Here is a 20,721-nt window from a genome sequence, read left to right on the forward strand (position 1 = left end):
GAGCCGCTCCGATGCCCCTCACCACTCTGGACGCGGCCAGCGCCGAGGCGCGCGCGGTCTACGACGACATCATCGCCACGCGCAAGACGGACCGGATCAACGATTTCTGCAAGGCGCTGGCCAACCATCCGCCGACCGTGCGCCGGACCTGGGAGAGCATCAAGCCGGTGATCACGCCGGGCGAGGCGATGCGCGGCGAACTGGTCCCGGTGGTGGGCATGGCCGACGCCTATCGGGTGCCGGTGGACGAGCGGTTCCGCAATCCCGCCTGAGCGCCGGCGCCGCGTCGCTCGAGCCGCAGGTCGGCGGCGGTGTGTCCGGCGAGCGCGGCGAGCACGATCAGGCCGCCCACGATCGACGGCAGTCCCGGATTCTCGCTCAGCAGGAGCCACACCCACACCGGGCCCAGCACGCTCTCTAGCACCGCGATGAGCGACGCCTCCGCGACCGGGATGCGGCGGGCGCCCGTGGTGAACAGGATCATGCCGAGTCCGAGCTGACCCGCGCCGAAGATCGCCAGCAGCACGAGGTCACGCGCGTCCGCGGTCGCGGGGCGGGCGGAGAGCGAGGCGAAGATCGCGGTGAGCAGCGCGGCCAGCGCGGCCGCGGGCAGCATCTGGACCTGCCGGCCTTGCCGCAGGAGCACGATGGCGCTGGCGAAGGACAGCGCCACCGTGAAGGCGAGGAGATCGCCGCTGAGCGAGCCGGCCGCCGGCGTGGAATGGACGTAGCGCGAAAGCATGATCGCGCTGCCCACCAGCGCGACGCTCATCGCGGCCCACGTCCGGCCCGCGACCCGCTCGCCCATCCAGGCCCAGCCGAGCAGGCCGGCCATGAACGGGCTCAGGCTCTGGATGATCAGCACGTTGGCGACCGCGGTGCGGGCGAGCGCCATGATGAAGCAGGTGGACCCGATGGCGAAGCAGACCGCAACGCCGAGCCCGGTGGCCCCCATCGCGGCGAGGACGCGCGGGGTGCCGGCGCGCTCCCGGAACGCAGTTACCACCGCGAGGAAGCTCGCGCAGAAAATCCCGCGCCAGAACACGGTCGTCCACGGATCGGTGTCCACCAGGCGCGCCATTAGCCCGCCGCCGCTCCAGCACACCGCGGCCGCCGCGACCAGGAGCCGGCCGCGACGGCGCTCGCCCGCCTCGAGCGCGCCCACCGTGCTCACCGGACCGCCCTCGCGCGAGGGTCGGCGGCGCTCATCGCGCGAATGCCACGCACGCCACGCCGGCCAGCACCACGCCCGCGCCGGCGAGCCGGCGGCCGAGCGCGCCCTCCCTCATCCAGACGCTGCCGATGATCGCGGAGAGCACGATCGACATCTCCCGGGCCGCGACCACGTAGCCGGTCTTGGAAAGCTGGAACGCGAAGAGCACGAGCAGGTAGGCGGTCGGGCTCATGAGGGCGGCGGCCACGATCGTGCCGCGGTTCATCCGCCACTCGCGGCGCATCACGCCGCGCTTGGCCAGCGCGACCGGGCTGAGCAGCGCGCACGAGCCCACCTCCATCAGCCAGATGTAGGCGAGCGGGCTGATGCGCGCCACCCCCGCCTTGTCCAGCAGCGAGTAGGCCGCGATCAGCACCCCGGTGGCGAGGGCCCACCCGGTCCCCGAGCCCCCGAGCGCGGCGCGGCCCCAGCCGCCGGGACGCCAGTGGAGGACGAAGATCCCGGCGGCCACCAGTACCACGCCGAGCGAGCCGAGCGGCGAGAGCCGCTCGTCGAAGAGGGCCAGCGCGGCGAGCGGGACGAGGGCCACGCCGAGCCCGCGCGCGATCGGGTACACGAGCGAGAAGTCGCCGGACCCGTAGGCGCGGCCGAGAGTGAAGAAGTAGGCGGCGTGCAGGATCACGGTGCCCAGCACGAACGGGACCGCGGCGGTCGGCACGCCCGCCGGCCAGAGCGCGGTGAGCGCGATGGGAGTGTACGCCACCGAGGCGACCACGCCCACGCACCAGAGGAACACCACCGGATCACCGCCCCGCTTGGCGAGCGCATTCCAGCCGGCGTGCAGCACGGCCGCACCCACGACCAGGAGGAGGGCGGCGGCGGTCACCGGGACAGGGTAGGGGTTTCGTGCGGCCAGGCCAAGCGATTACTATGGAGGCCGCTCATGGCCTACTCGCTGCGCCTCATCGAGGATCGCGTCGCCGCGGGCGCGTCGCCGCCCGCTCCGCGGCGCGGCGTGCCCCGCGTGCTCTTCGTGCTCGCGGGCACGCTGCAGGACGGCGCCGCGGGCGCGCCGGTCCCCGCGCTGGGCCCGAGCCACGACGAGGCGCGGGCCGGGACGGACGGCGCGCGGCTCTATCGCGTCGAGGTGGTGCGGCAGCCCCCGGCGCCCGCGGGCGGCCGCGTCCTGCTCGAGCATCCGCTCGATCTCGCGGGCGGCGCCGCCTGGCTCATGCGCTGTGACCGCGTCGACTTCGAGCCGGGCGGCGTGGCCCCGCGTCATCGTCACCGTGGCGGCGGCATCCGGTGCCTGCTCCGCGGGCGGCTCGAGGTCACGGTGGCCGACGGCGCGCCGCACGTGGTCCGGCCCGGTGAGTGCTGGTTCGAGAGCGGGCGCGAGCCGGTGCTCGCGGTCGCAGCCCGCGAGGACGAGACCAGCTTCATCCGCTTCTCGGTGCTGCCCGCGCAGATCCGGGGCCAGAGCTCGATCCTCTACGTGGATCCGGCCGACGCGGGCCGCGGCAAGCCGCGCCGCTACACCGTGCTCGTGGACGAGCCGATCGCGCTCTAGCGTCATGCGCGTCCTCATCCTCTCCGCCAGCTACGGATCGGGCCACGCCGAGGCTGCCCGCAGCCTCGCCGCCGCGTTCGCGGCGCGGGGCGCCGAGCCGGCGGTGGTCGACCACTTCCGCGACCTGGTTCATCCCGGCTTCGCGAGCGCGAGTCGCGCGCTCTACTACTGGCTGCTGCGCTGGGCGCCCGGGGTCTGGGCGCTCGGCTACTCGCTCGGCGATCGGCTGGAGCCCGAGTCGCCGCTGGCCCTCGGCATGACCCGGCTCGGCACGACCCGGCTGGCCCATCTGCTCGACACCATGCGGCCCGACGCGGTGGTGACGGTGCACGCCACGCCCGCCGCGGCCATGGCCACGCTCGCCGCGTCCGGACGGCGCGTGCCACCGCACACCACCGCGGTGACCGACTTCGTGGCCCACAGCCAGTGGATGCCGCGTCCGGTCGATCGCTACTGCGTGGCCGCCGAGGAGGTGCGGAACGAATTCGTGGCGCGCGGGATCGCGCCGGACCGCGTGGTGGTGACCGGCGTGCCGGTGCGGGCGGGATTCTCGCGGTTGCCCGATCCGGCGACGGCGCGCCGCGCGCTCGGGCTGGCGCCGCTGCTTCCCACCGTGGTGGCGATGGCGGGCACGCAGGGCTCGCTCGGCCGGCTCACCGACGTGGTCCGCGCGCTGCTGGCGGTGGAGCGGCCGATGCAAGCGGTGGTGGTGGCGGGTCGCGACGATGGGCTGCGCGATCGGCTCACGCGCCTGGCCGCGGGCAGTCCCCTGCGCGTGACGGGCTACGTGGACGACGTTCCCGCGCTGCTGGCGGCCGCGGACCTGCTGGTCACCAAGGCGGGCGGCATGACCCTGGCCGAGGCTACCGCGGCCGGCGTGCCGCTGCTGCTCTACGGCTCGCTGCCCGGCCAGGAGCGGGGCAACGAGCGCTTCGCCTCGCGGGCGGGCATCGCGCTGGTGGCCCGCTCGCGCCGCGAGCTGCGTCGGCTCCTGGACCGGGTGCTGGGCGATCCGGACACGATCGATCGCATGCAGGCTTCGCTCCGCCGGCTGCGTCGCCCCGACGCGGCCTCGCGCGTCGTCGACCTCGTCCTCGACCAGATCGCCATCCGCGGAGACTCGTGACCTCCGAGTTCGCGTTCTGCCTCGAGAGCGGCGACCGCGCGCTCCGGGAAGGGCGCTACGCGGACGCCGAGCACGCGCTGACCGCGGCGCTGGCGCTGGAGCCTCGCAGCGTGAAGGCCCACTTCAAGCTCGGCCTGGTCCTCGAGCGCGTGGGCCAGTGGGCGAGGGCCGAGGCCGCCTTCCGGGCCGCGGTGCGCTGGAAGCGCGACCACGCGGTGGCGTGGCTCCGGCTGGCCGCGGCGTGCCGGCGGCAGGGCAAGGGCGCCGAGGAGGAGCAGGCGGCGCGCGAGGCGACGCGGCTGGCCCCGACCAGCGCGGAGGCCCATCACGCGCTCGCGGTGACCCTGCTCCGCCTCGGCCGCGCCGACGAGGCGGTGCCGGTGTTCGAGGACGCGATCCGTCTCGCCCCGTCGAGCGCGGTCGCGCGTCGTGGGCTCGGCGAAGCGCTCGCCATCCAGGGACGGCACGCCGAGGCGGCCGCCGCCTTCGGCGAGGTGGTGCGGCTCGACCCACACTCGCTCCGCGCGCATCTGCACCGGGCCCTCGCCCTGCGGCGGCAGCGGCGATGGAGCGAAGCGGCACTGGAGTACCGCGCGGCCTCGGCGCTCCGGCCCAGGGAGCCGGCCTTCCACGGGCGTCTCGGCATGATGCTCGAGCGCCAGCGCCGGTATCGCGAGGCGGTGGCCGCCTACTCGCGGGCCGCACGTCTCGACGCGATCGGGGCCCGATGGCGCGCGCGGCTCGGCCGCGTGCTGGAGCGCCAGGGCCGCTACGGCGACGCGGAGGCCGTCCTGCTGGAGGCGGTGCGGCGCGAGCCCGCGCTCATCGACGCGCATCTCGGGCTCGCGATGATCTACCGGCGACAAGGCAAGTGGTCGGAGGAGGCGCGGGTGTACGAGCGAGCGATCCAGATCCGGCCGGACGACGCGTACCTGCACGCCGACCTGGGCCTGGCCCTCGAGGCGCAGGGGCTGCTCGGCGCCGCCGAGGGCGAGTTCCGCCGCGCCGTCGCGCTGGACCCCGCCAACGCCGACCTGCACGTCGAGCTGGGTATCGCGATGGGCCGACAGGGCCGTCACCTCGAGGCGGAGGCCGCGCTGCGCGAAGCGGTGCGGCTCAATCCCCACGACGTGGTGGCGCGCTCCAACCTCGCGCTGGGCCTCGGGCGGCAGGGGCGCCACGCCGAGTCGGAGACGGCATATCGGCAGGCGCTCGAGCTGAAGCCCGACGGCGCGCCGCTGCACCGCGGGCTCGGCATGGCGCTCTACTCGCAAGGCAAGCGCGCGGCGGCCGAGGATGCCTTCCGCGAGGCGGTGGGGCTCAAGCCCGACTACGCGCGCGCGTGGGGCGACCTGGGCGAGTTGCTCACCGAGACGGGCCGCCTCGACGAGGCGGTCGCCGCGTTCCGCGAGGCCATCCTGGTGAAGCCCCAGCGCATCGCCTCGCACCGGGGCCTGGGCACCGTGCTCCTCCTGCAGGAGGCCTACGAGGAGGCCGAGGCCGCGTTCCGCGAGGGGCTCGCCGTCCGGCCGGACGACTCGCAGTGCCACTTCGGTCTCTGGACCGCGCTCGAGCGGCAGGGCAAGACGCCCGACGCCGAAGCGGCCTATCGCGCCGCGATCGAGGTCAACCCCGATCTCGTCGACGCCCACTCGCGACTCGGCGATCTGCTGGCCCGGCAGGGGAGATGGCGAGAGGCGGAAGCCGCGTACCGGGAGGCCTTGCTTCGGCAGCCGGAGGATGCGCGCGCGCGGCTCGCGCTCGGCGCGGTGCTGCGCCGGCGGGGCGGGATGGGGCGCTAGTCGACGACCGGGTCGCTCTCGATGTTGGTGATGCGCAGGTAGCTGACCGCGACCCGCTGATCGCCCTGCTCGAGCAGCACGCCGTCGTCGGCGATCTGGGCCAGGCTGCCGGCCACCGGCTCCGGCGCGTTCTTCACCGAGATCAGCACCTGGCGACCGAGATGACGCTGCGCCTCGGCGTGCCACATCGTCTTCTGCACCTCGTCGAACACGCCCGCGGCCTGTCGAGCCGCCGAGGCGGCCCGACTCGCCGCGGTGATGGTGCCGAGCCCGGGGACCAGAAGACCGCCGGGAAAGGTCGGCCCCGTCGGGCCGTTGGCGCCCGCCGCCACCAGCGGCCGCGCCGGCGAGCCGGTCTCCGCCGGGCTGCGGGAGGGCGGGCTGACCTCGGTCCCGACCTGGTCGGAGACGTCCCGCTCCTCGAGATAACGCAGCACCTCGGACAGCCGGCCCATCAGGTTCGAGAAGATGAACAGCCCGACCAGCGCGCAGGCCAGGGCGGTGCCGAGCCCCATCTGGGCCTGGGTCAGCTTGAGCAGGTCGAGGGAATAGAGCGTGTAGGTGAACAGCAGCAGCGGGATCACGGCCGTCAGGGCAAAGACGATGGAGGCCGCGTTCCGGAGCGTATACGTCCGGCCTCGACTCATGGCTGCGTCAAATCTAGCGCGATCCGGCTCGCGCCCAAAGTTTTCCGGCAGGCGCCGCCGGGCTTCGCTGCCGGGCCCGCGGCACGCGTGTTAACATCCGGCCGGCAGTCATGAGCCCGACCCGCCGATCCCTGCGCGAGATGCGTGGCTTCGTGTTCGACCTGGACGGCTGCGTCTGGACGGGCGAGGTTCTGATGCCCGGCGCCGCCGAGACCCTCGGCCACATCCGCCAGCAGGGCAAGAGCCTGTGCTTTCTCACCAACAACTCGCGGGCCCGCGCCCGAACCATGCAGGGCAAGCTCGCGCGCCTGGGCGTCGAGGCTAAGGAGGCCGAGGTCCTCACCCCGCTCGAGATCCTGGGCGAGGTCGTGGCCCAGCGATGGGGCCGCTGCCCGGTGCTGGCCATCGGCGGCCCCGAGCTGGCGGAGGTGCTGCGGGAGGCCGGCCACACCGTGGTGCCGATCGGGGCCGCCGGGGAGGCGACGGTGGTCGTGGTCGGCAACGACTTCGACTTCACCTACGAGCGCCTGACCGCGGCCGCGCGGGCGGTGGCCGGCGGCGCGGTGTTCGTCACCCCGAACATCGATGCGCGGCTGCCCCTGGAGGACGGACAGTTCCTGCCGGGCTGCGGCGCCATCGTGGAGGCCGTCGCCACCGCCGCCGGGGCGCGCCCGATCGTCATCGGCAAGCCGGAGCCTCCGCTCTTCGAGCTGGCGCTGCAGCGCATGGGGCTGTCCGTGGACGAGGCGGCGATGGTGGGCGACAGCGTGGATTCCGATGTGCGCGGCGCCCGCCGCGTCGGCATGACCGCGGTCCTGTTCGCTCCGAAGGGCGGACCCGACGGGGTGGCGCACTACGTGGTGAAGTCCATGGCGCAGCTCCGCCGCCTGCTCGGCTGAGGCCGGATGCGCGTCCTGCTGCACTCGGGCGGGCCGCTCGGCCCGGTCGGCCGCGCCGCGCTGGCCGAGTTCGTGGGCCCGCGTCGGCGCATCGCCTTCGTCACCGCGGCGAGCCTCCACGACGAGACCGTCTACTTCGAGCGCATCCGGGCCGCGCTCGAGCCCGCCCCGCCCGAGGGCGCGGGGCTGGACCTCGTCCACCTGCGCTGGAACGACGAGCCGCTCGCGACCCTGGCCGACGTGGAGGCGCTCTTCATGGGCGGCGGGAACACCTACGCGCTGCTGCAGCGGCTGCGCGCCGCGGGCTTGCTCGAGGCGATCCGGGCGCGCGTGGCCGCGGGGATGCCGTACATGGGCGCGAGCGCCGGCTCCAACGTCGCGGGGCCGACGATCCTCACGACCAACGACTGGAACGTGGTGGGGCTCGATCGGTTCGACGCGCTCGGGCTGGTGGGCTTCAACATCAATCCCCACTACCAGGCGACCGATCCCGCGATGGCGCCGTTCAGCGAGACGCGCGACGACCGCATCCGGGAGTATCACGTGGTCAACGGCAATCCGGTGCTGGGCCTGGAGGAAGGGGCGTGGGTGGTGGCGGCCGACGGGGCGGTGACCGCGCACGGTACCGCGCGGGTGAAGCTGTTCCGGCCGGCCGCCGACCCGGTGTGGTACCGGGCCGGCGACCGTCTTCCCGTCACCTAGCGGCCACCCGGAAGGACCCGTCGGCTTCATCGGCTCTCGCGTCGGGCCCTTCCGAGCGGCCTGGGTTCGTACCGGGGACTAGCCCGAGCACCTCTGGCCCTTGGGGGCCTCGTAGTTGGCGACCTTGAACGTCTTCACGAAGGAATCCTCCCAGACCTCGATCGGCAGCCGGCCCAGTTCGGTCGTGCCGTCGAAGACCGCGAACTTGGCACGACGGAGGAACTCGGGGCCGCTCACCCGCTTGCCGAGGAAGCCCAGCGTGGTCTGCTTGTCGGCGAACAGGGCGAGCGTCTCGTTGACCGGCTGGGCCGCCTTGCCGGTGCCCGGCTTGAGCCAGGAGAGCACCACCGAGAAGCCGTACACGTTGGGATCGGCCACGACCGGCTGGATCGAGGTCATGCGACGCAGCAGGTCGGTGCCGTAGCGGGAGAACATCGCGGAGGCGCGCCGCTCCGGCGGCAACGCCGAGAAGCGCGCGTCCTCGTCCTGGTCGATCACGATCCAGACCGAGAGGTAGCGATCGTCCTCCACCGCGAACCGCGGCTGGCGGAAGCCGATGCCCGCCTTCTGCACGCCGACCCACGGCATGCAGTAGTAGATCTCCTCGCGCATCTGCTTGAGCTGTGACTCGTGCGTGGTGGCGAGGGTGCGGGCCTTGCTCGTCTTGTACTGATCCATGCCCATGATGGCGTCGTCTGCCGCGGCGGGAACCGGCGCAAAGAGAATGAGGGCGAGGGCCGCGAGCCGACGGACGACGAAGCGGGACAGCATCTTTCTCATCAGGATCCTCCTGTGTGCGGAGCGTTGAGATCCCGACGAGGGCGGTGAGCGCTTCGAGCGCCTTCCTTCGGTAGCCCGGCCGTCAGGGGCACTCCCTGATCCGTGGCTTTGCGTCCCCGTCTCACGACGGGTTTGCCGTTGTCGGGAAGAGGCTCCGCGGGGCGGAGATGGAGCAATCGCGGTGCCAGCCCCCGCGGCGGGGCGCGGTCGAGCGAGAATCGGCACATAGCGCGCGCCCGCCGGGACCGGTGTCATGGGCCTGACGCGCGTGTTCATGCCGCGTTCGCGCGCGAGATGTGCTATCCATGCCGCGATGCTGCCGACCGCGCCCGCTGGAATCACCGCGCTGTTCGTCGCCGTCGTGGCCGCGATGCTCATCGTGGGGCTGGCCGGCGCGGCGCGGGCCGCGCGCCGCGTCGGACCGGCCGCGCGCCGCGGCGTGCGGCTGGCCGCGGTGGGGCTGGTAGGCTGGCTCGCCCTCATGGTGGCGATGGCCGAGCGCGAGTTCTTCGTCGACTTCCGGTCGCTGCCACCGCACATGCTGCTGGCCATCGGGCCGCCGCTGCTGGCCATGCTCGCGCTCGTCTTCTCGCCCGCGGCCCGGCCGTGGCTGGACGCGCTGCCGCGCGCGTGGCCGGTCGCCGCGCAGAGCTTTCGCATCGTCGTGGAGATCGTGCTGTGGCGGCTCGCGGTGGCGGGGGTGGCGCCCGAGATCATGACCTTCACCGGGCGCAACGTGGACATCCTGGTCGGACTGACCGCGCCGGTGGTGGCCTACTACTGCTTCGTTCGCCGCGCGTGGCCGGAGCGGGTGGCGGTGTGGTGGAACGTGGCGGGCATCCTCATCCTGCTGAACGTGGTGGTGCACGCGCAGCTCTCCGCCCCGACGCCGTTCCGGATGATCGCGACCGATCCCCCCACGACCTTCATCGGGAGCGCGCCCTACATCTGGCTGCCCGCGTTCCTGGTGCCGCTGGCCTGGGTGCTGCACGGGATCTCGCTGCGCCAGCTCGGCAGCCGGCGATGAATGCGCGCGACGACCGGTTCTACTCGCGCGTGTTCGCGCTGGCGACCGCGGCGCTGCTCGGCGGCGCGTTGTTCCTCATCGTGCGGCCGTTCCTCGAGCCGACCCTCTGGTCGATGCTGCTGGCCTTCCTGCTCTCGCCGCTCCACCGGATCCTGGTTCGCCGCGCGCGCGGACGCGTCGCGCTCAGCGCGGTCGGCCTCACGGTCGCGACCGCGATCGTGCTGATCGCCCCCGCGCCGCTGCTGAGCCTGGCTTTCGCGAGCCAGGCCCGCGACCTGTTCGGCCGCGTCCAGGCCCTGGTGGCCCAGGCCGGGATCTCGGATCCGGGCGACGTGTTCAATATTCCGATCGTGACCCGGGCCATCGACTGGGCCGCCCGGAGGGCCCCGGTGAGCGCCGACCAGATCCAGGACTGGCTGATGAGCGGCGTGCAGGGCCTGCTGCAGAAGATGGTGCTCCTGAGCGGCTCGTTCGTGGTCGGGGCGCTCAACGCGATGGTGGGGCTGGCGGTCACGCTGTTCCTGCTCTTCTTCTTCCTGCGCGACGGTGACGCCATCGTGAGAACCGCGGTCGGGCTGATCCCGCTGGCCCCCGAGCGGCGCGACCACCTGGTGGAGCACGTGGGCGCGGTCATTCGCGCGGTGGTCTTCGGCTCCCTGCTGACCGCCCTCGTGCAGGGCGTGCTGGTAGCCGCCGGCTTCGCTCTGGTGGGCCTGACCTCGCCCCTGGTGTTCGGCGCGCTCGCCGCGGTCGGCGCGCTCATCCCGCTCGTCGGCACCCCGCTGGTGTGGGTGCCCGCCGTCGCGGTGCTGTTCCTGCAAGGGCGGTGGATCGCGGCTCTCTTCCTGGCCGGGTGGGGCGTGGTGGTGGTGTCGAGCGCCGACAACGTCCTCCGCCCACTCTTCATCTCCGGGCGCGCCCAGATCTCGACGCTCCCGGTGTTCCTGGGCGTGCTCGGCGGGGTCAGCGCGTTCGGCCCGATCGGGCTCGTGGTCGGGCCGGTGCTGGTCTCCCTGACCCTGGTGCTGGCCCGTCTCGCGGTGGAGGCGCGCGCGGGAACCTAGTGCCGCGCGCGCGCCGGCCGCCGGCCGCGCCGGTAGCGCATGTTCAGCAGCTCGACCAGCAGCGAAAAGGCCATCGCGAAGTAGATGTAGCCCTTGTTCACGTGGGTGCCCATCCCCTCGGCCACCAGCATCACCCCGATCAGCAGCAGGAACGCGAGGGCCAGGATCTTCAGGCTCGGATGCTGGTCGATGAAGCGGCTGACCGTCCGCGCGGAGGCCAGCATGACGAGCATCGCGATCACCATCGCGGTGATCATGATGGACAGGTCGTTCGCCATCCCGACCGCGGTGATCACCGAGTCGAGCGAGAACACGATGTCGAGGAGCAGGATCTGCAGGAGCACCCACACGAACACGCCGCGGACGGCCGCGGCGGCCTGCTCGTGCGGATCCGCCTCGACCTTCTCGTAGACCTCCCAGGTGGCCTTGAAGATCAGGAAGAGGCCGCCGCCGAGCAGGATCAGATCGCGCCCGGACACCGCGCCGCCGAACGCGGTGAAGAGCGGCTCGGTCAGGCTCATCATCCACGAGATCGTGAAGAGCAGCCCGATGCGGATGCCCAGGGCCAGGATCAGCCCGAGGCGCCTCGCGACCTCGCGCTGGGCCTCGGGGAGACGACCGACCAGGATCGCGATGAACACCACGTTGTCGATGCCGAGGACGATCTCCATGGCGGACAGCGTGGCGAGTGCGAGCAGGCCGTCGGCGGTGAGGAAGACCCCCATCGCGCCGCCGCCTACTTGACGTGCGGCAGCACGTGACGGGCGAACAGCTCCAGCGCGGCCAGGTCCTCCTGGTCGAGCATCTGCAGGAGCACGCGCTGCACCCCGGCCGCCTCCCACTGCTCGAGGCTCTCCACCACCTCGCCGGGGGTGCCGGCCAGGAAGCTCGCCTTGCGCCACGCCTCGTCGTCGGCGGGCACCTGGGGGAAGATGGCCCGCGCGGCCGCGATGCGGCGGGCCACGTCCGGCCGATCGCGCCCGATCGCGAGCGGGATCATCAGCGAGCGGGCGATGGTCTCGGGGTCTCGGCGCACCGCCGCGCAATGCTGGGCCAGCACCTCGCGCTTCTGGCGGAAGCCGTCCGGGTCCACCCGCGTGACGTTCCACTCGTCCGCGAACTCGGCCGCGATGCGCAGGGTCCGCTTCTCGCCGCGTCCGCCGACCACCACGCGCAGCCGGCCGTAGGTGGGCAGGGGATAGTTCTCGGCCTTGCGCAGGCCGTAGTAGGGCTGGTCGAGGGTGACCGGCTCGCCCACCCCGAGCGCGCGGATGTAACGCGCGGCCGCCTCCAGTCGATCGAGCCGCTCCTTCACCGGGGGCAGCGGAATGCCGAAGGTCGCGTGCTCGGGCTCGTTCCAGCCTCCGCCGATGCCCAGGTCCATGCGGCCGTTGGACAGGGTGTCGAGCGACACCGCCATCTTGGCGAGCAGCGCGGGCTGGTAGAACGTGACCGGCGAGACCATCGGACCGAAGCGGATGCGTCGGGTGCGCACCGCCACCAGCGTCAGCGACGTCCACGTCTCGAGCGAGGGACGCTTCGAATCGCCCGCGAGGCTCGTGAGGTGATCCGATCGGCAGAGCGACTCGTAGCCCATGTCCTCGGCCGCGTCGATCAGCCGGAGCCAGCGCTCCCAGGTGAGCCCTTCCTGCCCCTCGATCATGACGCCGACGCGCATGGTGATCGCCTCCTCGCCGCTGCGGGATCCCGGACGGGAGCCGGGTTCTCATGTATACCAAACTGCGGGCGGTGGGCGGCGTGATAAACTCGGGTCCGCCGCGGCCATGGGGCACTTCCAGCGCTTGTTGCTCCTGATTCCCACCACCACGTATCGGACCGAGGACTTCGTCGAGGCGGCCCGGACGCTGGACGTCGATCTGGTGATCGCCTCCGATCGGCCCAACGTCATGTCGGGCGAGTTCCCGGATCATCTGCTCACGCTGCCCTTCCGCGATCCCGCCGCGGCGGCCCGGGAGATGCGCGGCTACGCGGCGCGCCGGCCCATCGACGCGGTGGTGCCGGTGGACGACGCGACCACCGTGGTCGCCTCCGCGATCGGCGAGGCGCTCGGCCTGCGGGTGAACCCGCTGGCCGCCGCGCAGGCCACGCGCAACAAGCGGGTGATGCGCGAGCGGCTGGCCGGAGGGGGGGTGCCGTCGCCCGCGTTCACGCTGGTCTCGGTGGACGACGATCCGCGCGCGGCGGCCCGTCGCGTCGCGTACCCGTGTGTGCTCAAGCCGCTGGTGCTCTCGGCGAGCCGCGGGGTGATCCGGGCCGACGACGAGGACGCGTTCGTGGCCGCCTTCGCGCGACTCGCGGCCATCCTGCGCGCGCCGGACGTGGCCGATCTGGGCGCGGGCACCGACGAGATCCTGGTCGAATCGTTCGTCCCCGGCGTCGAGGTCGCCCTCGAAGGATTGCTCGAGCGCGGCGTCCTTCGCGCCCTCGCGCTGTTCGACAAGCCGGATCCCCTCGACGGACCCTTCTTCGAGGAGACGATCTACGTGACCCCGTCCCGGCACCCCGACCCGGTCCAGCGCGCGATCGTGGACGTGACCGCGCGGGCCGCGCGCGCCCTCGGGCTCTCCGACGGCGCGGTGCACGCCGAGCTGCGCCTGCGGCCGACCGCGGGCGGGGTCGAGCCGGTGGTGCTGGAGGTCGCGGCGCGCTCGATCGGCGGGCTGTGCGGGCGGACGCTCCGCTTCGGCACCGGCATGTCGCTCGAGGAACTTATCTTGAGGGCCGCCCTCGACCGGCCGGTGACGTTGTTCGAGCGCCAGCCCGCCGCCGCCGCGGTGATGATGATCCCGATCCCGCGCGGGGGCGTGCTCGAGGAGGTGCGCGGGCTCGACGAGGCGCGCGCGGTCGCGGCCATCGAAGACCTCACCATCTCGCTCCACAAGGGACAGGAGGTCGTGCCGCTGCCCGAGGGGTCACGCTATCTCGGCTTCATCTTCTCGCGCGCGGCCACGCCGGGGCAGGCGGAGGCGGCCCTGCGCGAGGCCCACCGCCACCTGCAGTTCGTGATCCGCTGAGCCGGGTTCGCCGGCCGGCGTCGTTCGGGAGACGGCCATGAGCATCGTGCGCGAGTTCGAGCGGGCCTTCAACAAGCAGGACGTCGCGGCCCTGGTCGCGTGCTTCACGCCGGACGGGTCCTATCACGACACCTTCTTCGGCGGCCACGCGGGCGGCGATCAGCTGCGGGCGATGTTCGAGCGCATGTTCCGCGAGGGCCGCGACTACCGCTGGACCATGGAGACGATCGTGGAGACCGAGACCGGCGCGGGCGCGGAGTGGACGTTCGCCTACACGGTGAGCGACGCGATTCCCCGCAGCGCGGGCCGCCCGGTGCGCTTCCGCGGCATGAGCCTCTTCGAGAAGCGCGACGGCAAGATCGCCGCGTACCGCGAGTCCTTCGATCTGGGCGCGGCCTTGCTCCAGCTCGGCTTCAGCCCGGAGGCGATGGCCAAGACCATCCGCCGACACCGGCTGTGAGGGGGCCGCGCGAGGCCTCCGCCGAGACGCGGGCCGGCACGTCGGCGCGCCCGGCCTGATCCGTGTCGGTCTACGTCCTGCGCCGGCTCCTCCTCTTCCTGCCCACGCTGCTGGGCGCCTCGATCCTGATCTTCGTCCTGCTGCGGCTCGTGCCCGGCGACATCGCGGAGATCCTCGTCTACCAGACCGGCTCGGAGTCGAGCGCGGTGCAGCAGCGGCAGATCCAGCAGATCCGCCAGGAGCTGGGGCTGGACCGCCCGATCGTCAGCCAGTATCTGGACTGGATCGCGGGGGCGGTGCGGGGCGACTTCGGGCAGTCCTACCTGCAGCGCCGGCCGGTCGTCGACATCTTGAAGGAGCGGTTCCCGCGCTCGATGGAGCTCGCGCTGCTGACCCTGGTGATCGCGATGGTGTGGGCGGTGCCGCTCGGGGTGGTCTCGGCGGTGCGGCAGAACCGGCCGCTCGACTACCTGGCGCGGCTGGTCAGCCTGAGCGGGCTGAGCTTGCCCCTCTTCTTCACGGGGGCGCTGATCCTGTACGGCCTCGTGCGCTTCTTTCGCTGGCTGCCGCCACTCGAGTTCGTCTCGTTCACCGAGAGCCCGATCGAGAACCTCAAGCAGCTCATCTGGCCCGCCCTGGCCCAGGCCTACTACATCAGCGCGCCGATCACGCGCCTCACTCGATCGCAGATGCTCGAGGTGGTGCGCCAGGACTACGTGCGCACCGCGCGGGCCAAAGGGCTGGCCGAGCGCGCGGTGGTCTATCGGCACGCCCTGCGCAACTCGCTGCTGCCGGTGATCACGTTCATCGGATGGTGGGGCGGCCGGCTCCTGGGCGGGCTCGTGATCATGGAGATCATCTTCGTGGTTCCCGGGATGGGCAGCGCCCTCATCCAGGCGGTCAGCCAGCGCGACTACCCGACCGTGCAGGCCATGGTCTTCGTGATGGCGCTGGTGTTCCTCATCGTGAACCTGGTGGTGGACCTCCTCTACGCGTGGCTCGACCCGCGCATCCGGTACGCGTGAGGGGCGCGGTCGCGCGCTTCGTCGTGACCCAGCCGCTCGGAGCGGCGGGCGCGGTGGTGGTGCTCGTGTTGATCGCGGTGGCGGTGCTCGCGCCGGTGCTCGCTCCCCACGGGCCGAAGGAGACCGGCTTCGCGCCCTACGTCGCGCCGAGCCGCGAGTTTCCGATGGGCACGGATCAGGTGGGCCGCGACATGCTGAGCCGCGTGATCTGGGGCGCGCGCCTCTCGCTCTACGTCGGCGTGGCCTCGGTGCTCTTCGGCATCACGCTGGGCGCGGTGTGGGGCGCGGTGACCGGGTACGTGGGCGGCGCCGCCGACATCGGCAGCCAGCGAGTGGTGGACTGTCTCATGGCCCTGCCGCCGATCATCCTGGCCCTGTCGCTGATGGCGGCCCTCGGCCAGTCGGTCAACAACGTCATCCTCGCCCTGGTGATCCTGCTCACCCCGACCGCGGCGCGGACGATCCGTTCGGTCGCGCTCGGGATCGCGGCCACCCCGTTCATCGAGGCCGCCGAGGCGGCCGGCGCCTCGCGCGCACGCATCGTGTGCCGGCACCTGATCCCGAACTGTCTGGCCAGCTACATCGTGCTCGTCACCACCAACATCTCGTACGCCATCGTGGTGGAGGCCTCGCTGAGCTTCATCGGCGCGGGCGCGCCGCCCGACGAGCCGTCGTGGGGCGGCATGCTGGCGGCCGGTATCCAGGCGCTGGAAACCGCGCCCTGGATGGTATTCTTCCCCGGACTGGCCATCAGCCTGGCCGTGTTCGGCCTCAACCTGCTGGGCGATTCGATCCGCGACCTGACGGACCCGCGTCTCCGCGGCGGGCTGGGATAGCCCGGAGACCCCAAAGGAGCGATACGCATGAGCCTCTCGAGACGCACTCGCCTCGCGGTCCTCGTGGCCGCGCTGCTCGCCATCGGCGGTATGCCGGCGCACGCGCAGGAGAAGCCGCGCACCGGCGGCATTCTCAACTGGTTCGACTACGGCGATCCCGGCCGCCTCGACGTGCACGCCGAGTCGCCGCTGGTCGTCCAGCAGGCGACCGCGGGCGTCTACAGCGGATTGCTGCAGTACGACCCCGACGAGCCGAGCAAGATCATCGGCGACCTGGCCGAGCGGTGGACGGCGTCCCCGGACGGCAAGACCTACACCTTCCACCTGCGGAAGAACGTGACGTGGCACGACGGCCAGCCCTTCAGCTCGGCCGACGTCAAGGCCTCGTTCGACCGCGTGCTGAACCCGCAGTTCAAGAGCCCCAAGTGCGGGGCCGCGCTCAAGCCGATGGTGGCGAGCGTGGAGGCGGTGGATCCGAGCACCGTCGAGTTCAAGCTCAAGTTCGCGGCGGCGCCCTTCCTGCCCTCGGTCGCGTCGGCGTGGTGCCGGGTGGCGGCCAAGCACATCCTCGCCAAGTACGGCGACCTCAACGCCCCGGAGGCCCAGATCGGCACCGGCCCGTTCAAGTTCAAGAAGTACGAGCGGGGCAGCGTGATCGAGTGGGAGAAGAACCCGAGCTACTTCATCCCGGGGCTGCCCTACCTCGACGGGGTCAAGCAGTTCATCCTGGTGGGCGGGCCGACCCAGCTGGCCGCGGCCAAGGCGTCCAAGATCATGCTGTGGGACGCGTGGCCGCCGATGCGGAAGACCCAGGCCGACGAGCTGGCCCGCGCCCGCACCGACGTCGACATCTACCAGGCGCCGATCAACACGGTGTTCTTCGTCTACCTCAACGCCAGGAAGCCGCCCTTCGACAACCCGGACATGCGCCGGGCGGTCAACCTGGCCATCGACCGGCAGGACCTGGTGTCCAAGGCGCTGGAGGGCGCGGGGGTGCCGTGCGCGATCCTCGACCCGAAGCTGGTGGGCGACTTCGCGCTGCCGCTGGACGAGGTGGCCAAGGCCCCGGGCTGCCGCCAGCCCAAGGACGCCGATCTCGCCGAGGCCAGGAAGCTGGTGGAGAAGCACTACCCGGGCGGCCTCGACGTGGAGGTCGCGGTGCGACAGGTCGGCAACTACGTCGATCGCGGCCAGCTCGTGATCGCGCAGCTGCGGAAGATCGGGATCCGCGGGACGATGAAGACCCACGAGAGCGCGGCGGGCTACGCCGCCTTCGGCAAGGGGGACTTCACCATCATCGCCAGCCAGGACCGCGCGATGGACATCAACGAGCCGTCGGGCGTCTTCCACATCGCCTACACCACCGAGGCGGGGAGCAATTACGGCCAGTATTCCGATCCCAAGGTCGACGAGATGGCGGAGCGGGCGCTGAAGGAGACCAACCGCGACAAGCGCAAGCAGGCCTACTGGGAGCTGCAGCGCTACCTGCTCGCCCGGGGCGATCACGCCTCGATCGCGGTGGGCTGGGTCGAGGGGTGGTTCTTCAAGGACAAGAAGCTCCGCAATTACAAGCCCGGGCTCACGACCTACGACAACAACACGTTCATGAAGGTCTGGATCGCCCAGTGACCCGACGCCGCCCCCTCTCCCTCTCCCCTCCGGGGAGAGGGCAGGGTGAGGGGCCCGCGGAAGCTCGAGCCCGGAGGTGCCCGCGATGAAGCTCGCCGATCCCCGCGTCCAGCAGTACCTGGCCGGCAAGGAGATCGTGGTGCTCGGCACCATCAATCCCGACGGCAGCCCGCTCCTCACCGCGATGTGGTTTCTGCACGATTCGACCGCGATGACGCTGATCAGCGTGGACAACCTGCGGAAGGTCCACAATCTGAGGCGCGATCCGCGGCTGCACATCGTCGCCGAGAGCGGCACGCGCGGCGCCGAGATCAAAGGGGTCGCCATCCGCGGGCGCGCCGAGTTCCTCGGCGATTCGCCCGAGCGCCGCGAGCTGGCCACTCGCATGCTCGACAAGTACCATCCGCACCTCGCGGAGTACTGGGGCGGCCGCACGATGCCGGCCAATCGCGTGATGTGGCGCGTGGTGCCCCGGCAGGTGCGCACCTGGGGGCTCGACTGACGCCCGCGGCATGCGCGCGGTCATCGAGCGCCTGAGCGGCGAGCCGGCCGACCGCCCCGAGGACCCCGCTCAGCCGCGGAGCAGCAGCACCAGGCCCGAGAGGAAGAGGACCGCGAAGACCACGCGACGGAAGCGCGCGCGGTCGAGGCGGTCGAAGAGCAGCATGCCCGCCGCGAGCCCGGCCACCGCGGGCACCGCGTACAGCGTCGAGAGCCGCCAGACTTCACGATCGAGCAGCCCCGCCCACCAGTAGCCGATCACGATGACGGTCTGGTTGACGATGAGGAACGCCTGGATGTTGGCCTTCACGGTGCGCGGGCTCCAGTCCTGCGCCGCCGCGTAGAGGATCACCGCCGGGCCCGGCGTGCCGATCGCCCCGCCCAGCAGCCCCGCCACGCCGCCCGCGCCGAAGCCCCACCCGCGACCGGAGAGGCCCTGCGGGTAGAGGCCGAACCACTCGAGCGCCACGATCAGCAGCAGGACCAGTCCGATCAGGCGCGTGAGCGTAGCGGGCGAGAGGACCGCCAGGACCCAGATCCCGAACGGCGTGGCCAGCACGGTGCCGATGGTCAGCTCGATCATGCCGCGCAGCACGAAATCTCTCCGCAGCGGGATGAAGATGATCACGGTGAAGACCGCCGCGTAGAGCGTGATCAGCACGATGGCGTGCGCGGGCGACATGAGGTAGGGCAGGAACGCGAGCGAGACCAGGCCGATGCCGAAGCCGGCCAGTCCCTGGACGAAGCAGGCCACCCCGATGACGAGGGCGCCCAGCAGCCACGCGGGTGACAGCAGGGCGAGCGACAACGAGCGCGCGCCTAGAACGTGGTGGGCCAGCCGGCGAGGCGGTGGCGGCCGATGGCGGTGCGTGCGCGCGACTGGGCGAGGAAGCGGACCACCACGTCGCGCGTGTCCGCGGGGTCGATCACGTCCTGGATCAGGTGGCGCGCGGCCGCGCCGTAGGGCAGCGTGTCCAGCTCCCACTGGGCGAGCAGCTCCTGCCGGCGCGCCGCGCGCTCCTCGCCGGGGAGGCGGGCCAGCTCGGCGCCGTGGACGACGTTCACCCCGGTGGCCGGGTCCATGAACGACATCTCGGCGGTCGGCCACGCCACCAGGAGGTCGGCGTACCCGCCGCCGCCCATGTTGAAGTAGGCCTGGCCGTACGTCTTGCGCACGATGATCGACACGCGCGGCACCGTGACCATGCCGAGGGCGTCCATCCAGGTGATGATCTTGCCGGCCACCCGCTTCCGCTCGGCGTCGCGGCCGATGAAGAAGCCGGGGATGTCGTGCAGGAACACGAGCGGGATGTTGAACGAGTCGCAGAGCACGATGAACGAGGTGGCCTTGTCGCAGCCGTCGGCGTCGCAGGCGCCGCCCTTCTGGATGGGCTGGCTGGCCACGAAGCCCACCACGTGGCCGCCCATGCGGGCCAGCGCGGTGATCACGCTCTTGCCGAAGCGCTCCTTGATCTGGAAGATCTCGCCGCCGTCGGCGAGTCGACGCAGGACGCGCGTCATGTCGTAGGCACGGTTGCGCGCCTCCGGCACCAGGTCCGCGATGGTGCCCATCTCGGCCCCCGACGCGGCGGGCACCTCCGCGGTGGGCGGCGCCTGCCGGTGGTGCGAGGGCAGGTACGAGAGCACGCGCTTCACGAGGTCCAGGCATTCGTCTTCAGTCTTGCCGACCAGATCGGCGAAGCCGGTCTCCTCGGCGTGCATCCGGGCGCCGCCCAGCTCCTCGGGCGAGATCTGCTCGCCGGTGGCCAGCTCGAGCACGCGCGGGCCGGACACCGCCATCGAGGCGCCGTCCAGCATCACCACCACGTCGGAGAGGCAGGCGTTCCAGGTCGGCAGCCCGTAGGACTGCCCGAGCACCGCGGTCACCATCGGCACCCGCCGCCGGCGCGTCCCGTAGTAGGTCGAGGTGCCGAACGAGGCGATGCCGGCCGAGCCCATGATGTCGGGCATGCGCGCGCCGCCGGCCTCGGCCAGGTAGACGATGGGCAGGCCGCGGCGCGCGGCCAGCCGCTTGAGCTCGGCCTCCTTGTGCGAGGCCACGCGGCTCGAGGTGGCGGCGAGGACCGTGAAGTCGTTGGAGCAGACGACCACCGGTCGGCCGTCGATGCGGCCGAAGCCGCCGACCTTGGAGTCGGCCGGCGTCTCGGCTTCCATGCCCGGCACGTCGGAGGTGTTGAACGTGCCAATTTCGAGGAATGAACCGGAGTCCAACAGGCGCTCGACGCGCTCGCGCGCGTTCAGCGCGCCCGCGGCCCGGCGCCGCGCGAGCCGCTCGGGGCCTCCCATGCCGCGCGCGTGCGCGCGACGGGCGTGGAAGTCCTTCATCCGATCGTCCCAGGCCATGGAGCCCCCGCATTGTAGCAGGGCCTCGCCAATCCGGACCCGCTTGGGTACACTGCGGGAGCGCGTTTCATCCACGCCGA

22 protein-coding genes and 1 riboswitch are annotated in these 20,721 nt (G+C 72.1%); of the genes, 14 read left to right on the top strand and 8 right to left on the bottom strand.

Annotated elements, in window-relative coordinates; genetic code table 11:
- Window positions 1-11: 11 nt before the first annotated feature.
- Complete coding sequence (locus VKN16_15625) at window positions 12-272, top strand: hypothetical protein (GenBank protein ID HME95636.1); 261 nt, start codon at window positions 12-14, stop codon at window positions 270-272.
- Here VKN16_15625 and VKN16_15630 read toward each other — a convergent pair.
- On the bottom strand, window positions 230-1,174 hold the full coding sequence (locus tag VKN16_15630; GenBank protein ID HME95637.1) for a DMT family transporter: 945 nt from the start codon (window positions 1,172-1,174) through the stop codon (window positions 230-232). The genes VKN16_15625 and VKN16_15630 overlap by 43 nt on opposite strands.
- 31 nt (window positions 1,175-1,205) lie before the next feature.
- A complete protein-coding gene (locus VKN16_15635) occupies window positions 1,206-2,060 on the bottom strand; it encodes an EamA family transporter (protein HME95638.1) in 855 nt (284 codons plus the stop codon).
- A gap of 57 nt (window positions 2,061-2,117) precedes the next feature.
- Here VKN16_15635 and VKN16_15640 point away from each other — a divergent pair, with 57 nt between their 5' ends.
- Genes VKN16_15640 through VKN16_15650 form a run of 3 tightly spaced genes read left to right on the top strand, consistent with a single transcriptional unit; the run spans window position 2,118 to window position 5,672 of the window.
- On the top strand, window positions 2,118-2,744 hold the full coding sequence (locus VKN16_15640; GenBank protein HME95639.1) for a cupin domain-containing protein: 627 nt from the start codon (window positions 2,118-2,120) through the stop codon (window positions 2,742-2,744).
- A gap of 4 nt (window positions 2,745-2,748) precedes the next feature.
- On the top strand, window positions 2,749-3,870 hold the full coding sequence (locus VKN16_15645; protein ID HME95640.1) for a glycosyltransferase: 1,122 nt from the start codon (window positions 2,749-2,751) through the stop codon (window positions 3,868-3,870).
- Entirely contained in the window at window positions 3,867-5,672 is a 1,806-nt protein-coding gene (locus tag VKN16_15650; protein HME95641.1) for a tetratricopeptide repeat protein, read from the top strand. Before VKN16_15645 ends, VKN16_15650 begins: the two co-directional genes overlap by 4 nt.
- On the opposite strand, the gene VKN16_15655 is transcribed toward VKN16_15650, so the two are convergent.
- On the bottom strand, window positions 5,669-6,319 hold the full coding sequence (locus VKN16_15655) for a hypothetical protein (GenBank protein ID HME95642.1): 651 nt from the start codon (window positions 6,317-6,319) through the stop codon (window positions 5,669-5,671). The two genes, VKN16_15650 and VKN16_15655, sit on opposite strands and share 4 nt — an antisense overlap.
- Window positions 6,320-6,429: 110 nt before the next feature.
- Between VKN16_15655 and VKN16_15660 the strand changes: the two genes are divergently transcribed.
- Together VKN16_15660 and pepE are read left to right on the top strand one after the other, a co-directional pair.
- Window positions 6,430-7,218, top strand: a complete 789-nt coding sequence (locus tag VKN16_15660; GenBank protein HME95643.1) for an HAD-IIA family hydrolase — start codon at window positions 6,430-6,432, stop codon at window positions 7,216-7,218.
- A gap of 6 nt (window positions 7,219-7,224) precedes the next feature.
- Window positions 7,225-7,920, top strand: coding sequence for a dipeptidase PepE (gene pepE, locus VKN16_15665; protein ID HME95644.1), 696 nt, complete (start codon window positions 7,225-7,227; stop codon window positions 7,918-7,920).
- A gap of 78 nt (window positions 7,921-7,998) precedes the next feature.
- On the opposite strand, the gene VKN16_15670 is transcribed toward pepE, so the two are convergent.
- A complete protein-coding gene (locus tag VKN16_15670; GenBank protein HME95645.1) occupies window positions 7,999-8,700 on the bottom strand; it encodes a hypothetical protein in 702 nt (233 codons plus the stop codon).
- A 66-nt stretch (window positions 8,701-8,766) separates the two neighbouring features.
- Window positions 8,767-8,847: riboswitch (cyclic di-GMP riboswitch) on the bottom strand.
- Between the two features lie 166 nt (window positions 8,848-9,013).
- Here VKN16_15670 and VKN16_15675 point away from each other — a divergent pair.
- Both VKN16_15675 and VKN16_15680 read left to right on the top strand, forming a co-directional pair.
- A complete protein-coding gene (locus VKN16_15675; protein HME95646.1) occupies window positions 9,014-9,727 on the top strand; it encodes a hypothetical protein in 714 nt (237 codons plus the stop codon).
- Window positions 9,724-10,791, top strand: a complete 1,068-nt coding sequence (locus VKN16_15680) for an AI-2E family transporter (GenBank protein ID HME95647.1) — start codon at window positions 9,724-9,726, stop codon at window positions 10,789-10,791. Before VKN16_15675 ends, VKN16_15680 begins: the two co-directional genes overlap by 4 nt.
- Here the strand turns inward: VKN16_15680 and VKN16_15685 are convergent.
- Both VKN16_15685 and VKN16_15690 read right to left on the bottom strand, forming a co-directional pair.
- The gene (locus VKN16_15685) at window positions 10,788-11,516 is read right to left on the bottom strand and encodes a TerC family protein (GenBank protein ID HME95648.1); all 729 of its coding nucleotides are present in this window, start codon (window positions 11,514-11,516) and stop codon (window positions 10,788-10,790) included. The two genes, VKN16_15680 and VKN16_15685, sit on opposite strands and share 4 nt — an antisense overlap.
- Before the next feature lie 11 nt (window positions 11,517-11,527).
- Window positions 11,528-12,469 carry an LLM class flavin-dependent oxidoreductase gene (locus VKN16_15690; GenBank protein HME95649.1) on the bottom strand — a complete coding sequence of 314 codons (942 nt, stop codon included), beginning with the start codon at window positions 12,467-12,469 and terminating at the stop codon, window positions 11,528-11,530.
- A 106-nt stretch (window positions 12,470-12,575) separates the two neighbouring features.
- Between VKN16_15690 and VKN16_15695 the strand changes: the two genes are divergently transcribed.
- From VKN16_15695 to VKN16_15720, 6 genes are all read left to right on the top strand, one after another.
- Window positions 12,576-13,826 carry an ATP-grasp domain-containing protein gene (locus VKN16_15695; GenBank protein HME95650.1) on the top strand — a complete coding sequence of 417 codons (1,251 nt, stop codon included), beginning with the start codon at window positions 12,576-12,578 and terminating at the stop codon, window positions 13,824-13,826.
- A gap of 37 nt (window positions 13,827-13,863) precedes the next feature.
- Window positions 13,864-14,286 carry a nuclear transport factor 2 family protein gene (locus VKN16_15700; protein HME95651.1) on the top strand — a complete coding sequence of 141 codons (423 nt, stop codon included), beginning with the start codon at window positions 13,864-13,866 and terminating at the stop codon, window positions 14,284-14,286.
- 62 nt (window positions 14,287-14,348) lie between these two features.
- Window positions 14,349-15,311 carry an ABC transporter permease gene (locus VKN16_15705; protein ID HME95652.1) on the top strand — a complete coding sequence of 321 codons (963 nt, stop codon included), beginning with the start codon at window positions 14,349-14,351 and terminating at the stop codon, window positions 15,309-15,311.
- A complete protein-coding gene (locus VKN16_15710) occupies window positions 15,308-16,147 on the top strand; it encodes an ABC transporter permease (protein ID HME95653.1) in 840 nt (279 codons plus the stop codon). The genes VKN16_15705 and VKN16_15710 overlap by 4 nt, the downstream gene beginning before the upstream one ends.
- A gap of 27 nt (window positions 16,148-16,174) precedes the next feature.
- Window positions 16,175-17,776, top strand: coding sequence for an ABC transporter substrate-binding protein (locus tag VKN16_15715; GenBank protein HME95654.1), 1,602 nt, complete (start codon window positions 16,175-16,177; stop codon window positions 17,774-17,776).
- A gap of 85 nt (window positions 17,777-17,861) precedes the next feature.
- Window positions 17,862-18,278, top strand: coding sequence for a pyridoxamine 5'-phosphate oxidase family protein (locus VKN16_15720; protein HME95655.1), 417 nt, complete (start codon window positions 17,862-17,864; stop codon window positions 18,276-18,278).
- A gap of 69 nt (window positions 18,279-18,347) precedes the next feature.
- Here VKN16_15720 and VKN16_15725 read toward each other — a convergent pair whose 3' ends face one another.
- Both VKN16_15725 and VKN16_15730 read right to left on the bottom strand, forming a co-directional pair.
- Window positions 18,348-19,085, bottom strand: a complete 738-nt coding sequence (locus VKN16_15725) for a sulfite exporter TauE/SafE family protein (protein HME95656.1) — start codon at window positions 19,083-19,085, stop codon at window positions 18,348-18,350.
- Window positions 19,086-19,096: 11 nt separating this feature from the next.
- Window positions 19,097-20,641 carry a carboxyl transferase domain-containing protein gene (locus VKN16_15730; GenBank protein ID HME95657.1) on the bottom strand — a complete coding sequence of 515 codons (1,545 nt, stop codon included), beginning with the start codon at window positions 20,639-20,641 and terminating at the stop codon, window positions 19,097-19,099.
- Window positions 20,642-20,721 lie beyond the last annotated feature (80 nt).

Source organism: Candidatus Methylomirabilota bacterium (genome assembly GCA_035315345.1).
In the GTDB taxonomy this organism is placed as follows: domain Bacteria; phylum Methylomirabilota; class Methylomirabilia; order Rokubacteriales; family CSP1-6; genus CAMLFJ01.

Bases quoted from the DNA above. Each gene is read 5' to 3' on its own strand.
- VKN16_15715 (HME95654.1), top strand. From the start codon at position 16,175: ATGAGCCTCTCGAGACGCACTCGCCTCGCGGTCCTCGTGGCCGCGCTG.
- VKN16_15690 (HME95649.1), bottom strand. From the start codon at position 12,469: ATGCGCGTCGGCGTCATGATCGAGGGGCAGGAAGGGCTCACCTGGGAG.
- VKN16_15685 (HME95648.1), bottom strand. From the start codon at position 11,516: ATGGGGGTCTTCCTCACCGCCGACGGCCTGCTCGCACTCGCCACGCTG.
- VKN16_15645 (HME95640.1), top strand. From the start codon at position 2,749: ATGCGCGTCCTCATCCTCTCCGCCAGCTACGGATCGGGCCACGCCGAG.
- VKN16_15720 (HME95655.1), top strand. From the start codon at position 17,862: ATGAAGCTCGCCGATCCCCGCGTCCAGCAGTACCTGGCCGGCAAGGAG.
- VKN16_15695 (HME95650.1), top strand. From the start codon at position 12,576: ATGGGGCACTTCCAGCGCTTGTTGCTCCTGATTCCCACCACCACGTAT.
- pepE (HME95644.1), top strand. From the start codon at position 7,225: ATGCGCGTCCTGCTGCACTCGGGCGGGCCGCTCGGCCCGGTCGGCCGC.
- VKN16_15675 (HME95646.1), top strand. From the start codon at position 9,014: ATGCTGCCGACCGCGCCCGCTGGAATCACCGCGCTGTTCGTCGCCGTC.
- VKN16_15680 (HME95647.1), top strand. From the start codon at position 9,724: ATGAATGCGCGCGACGACCGGTTCTACTCGCGCGTGTTCGCGCTGGCG.
- VKN16_15670 (HME95645.1), bottom strand. From the start codon at position 8,700: ATGAGAAAGATGCTGTCCCGCTTCGTCGTCCGTCGGCTCGCGGCCCTC.
- VKN16_15640 (HME95639.1), top strand. From the start codon at position 2,118: ATGGCCTACTCGCTGCGCCTCATCGAGGATCGCGTCGCCGCGGGCGCG.
- VKN16_15700 (HME95651.1), top strand. From the start codon at position 13,864: ATGAGCATCGTGCGCGAGTTCGAGCGGGCCTTCAACAAGCAGGACGTC.
- VKN16_15625 (HME95636.1), top strand. From the start codon at position 12: ATGCCCCTCACCACTCTGGACGCGGCCAGCGCCGAGGCGCGCGCGGTC.
- VKN16_15730 (HME95657.1), bottom strand. From the start codon at position 20,641: ATGGCCTGGGACGATCGGATGAAGGACTTCCACGCCCGTCGCGCGCAC.
- VKN16_15655 (HME95642.1), bottom strand. From the start codon at position 6,319: ATGAGTCGAGGCCGGACGTATACGCTCCGGAACGCGGCCTCCATCGTC.
- VKN16_15660 (HME95643.1), top strand. From the start codon at position 6,430: ATGAGCCCGACCCGCCGATCCCTGCGCGAGATGCGTGGCTTCGTGTTC.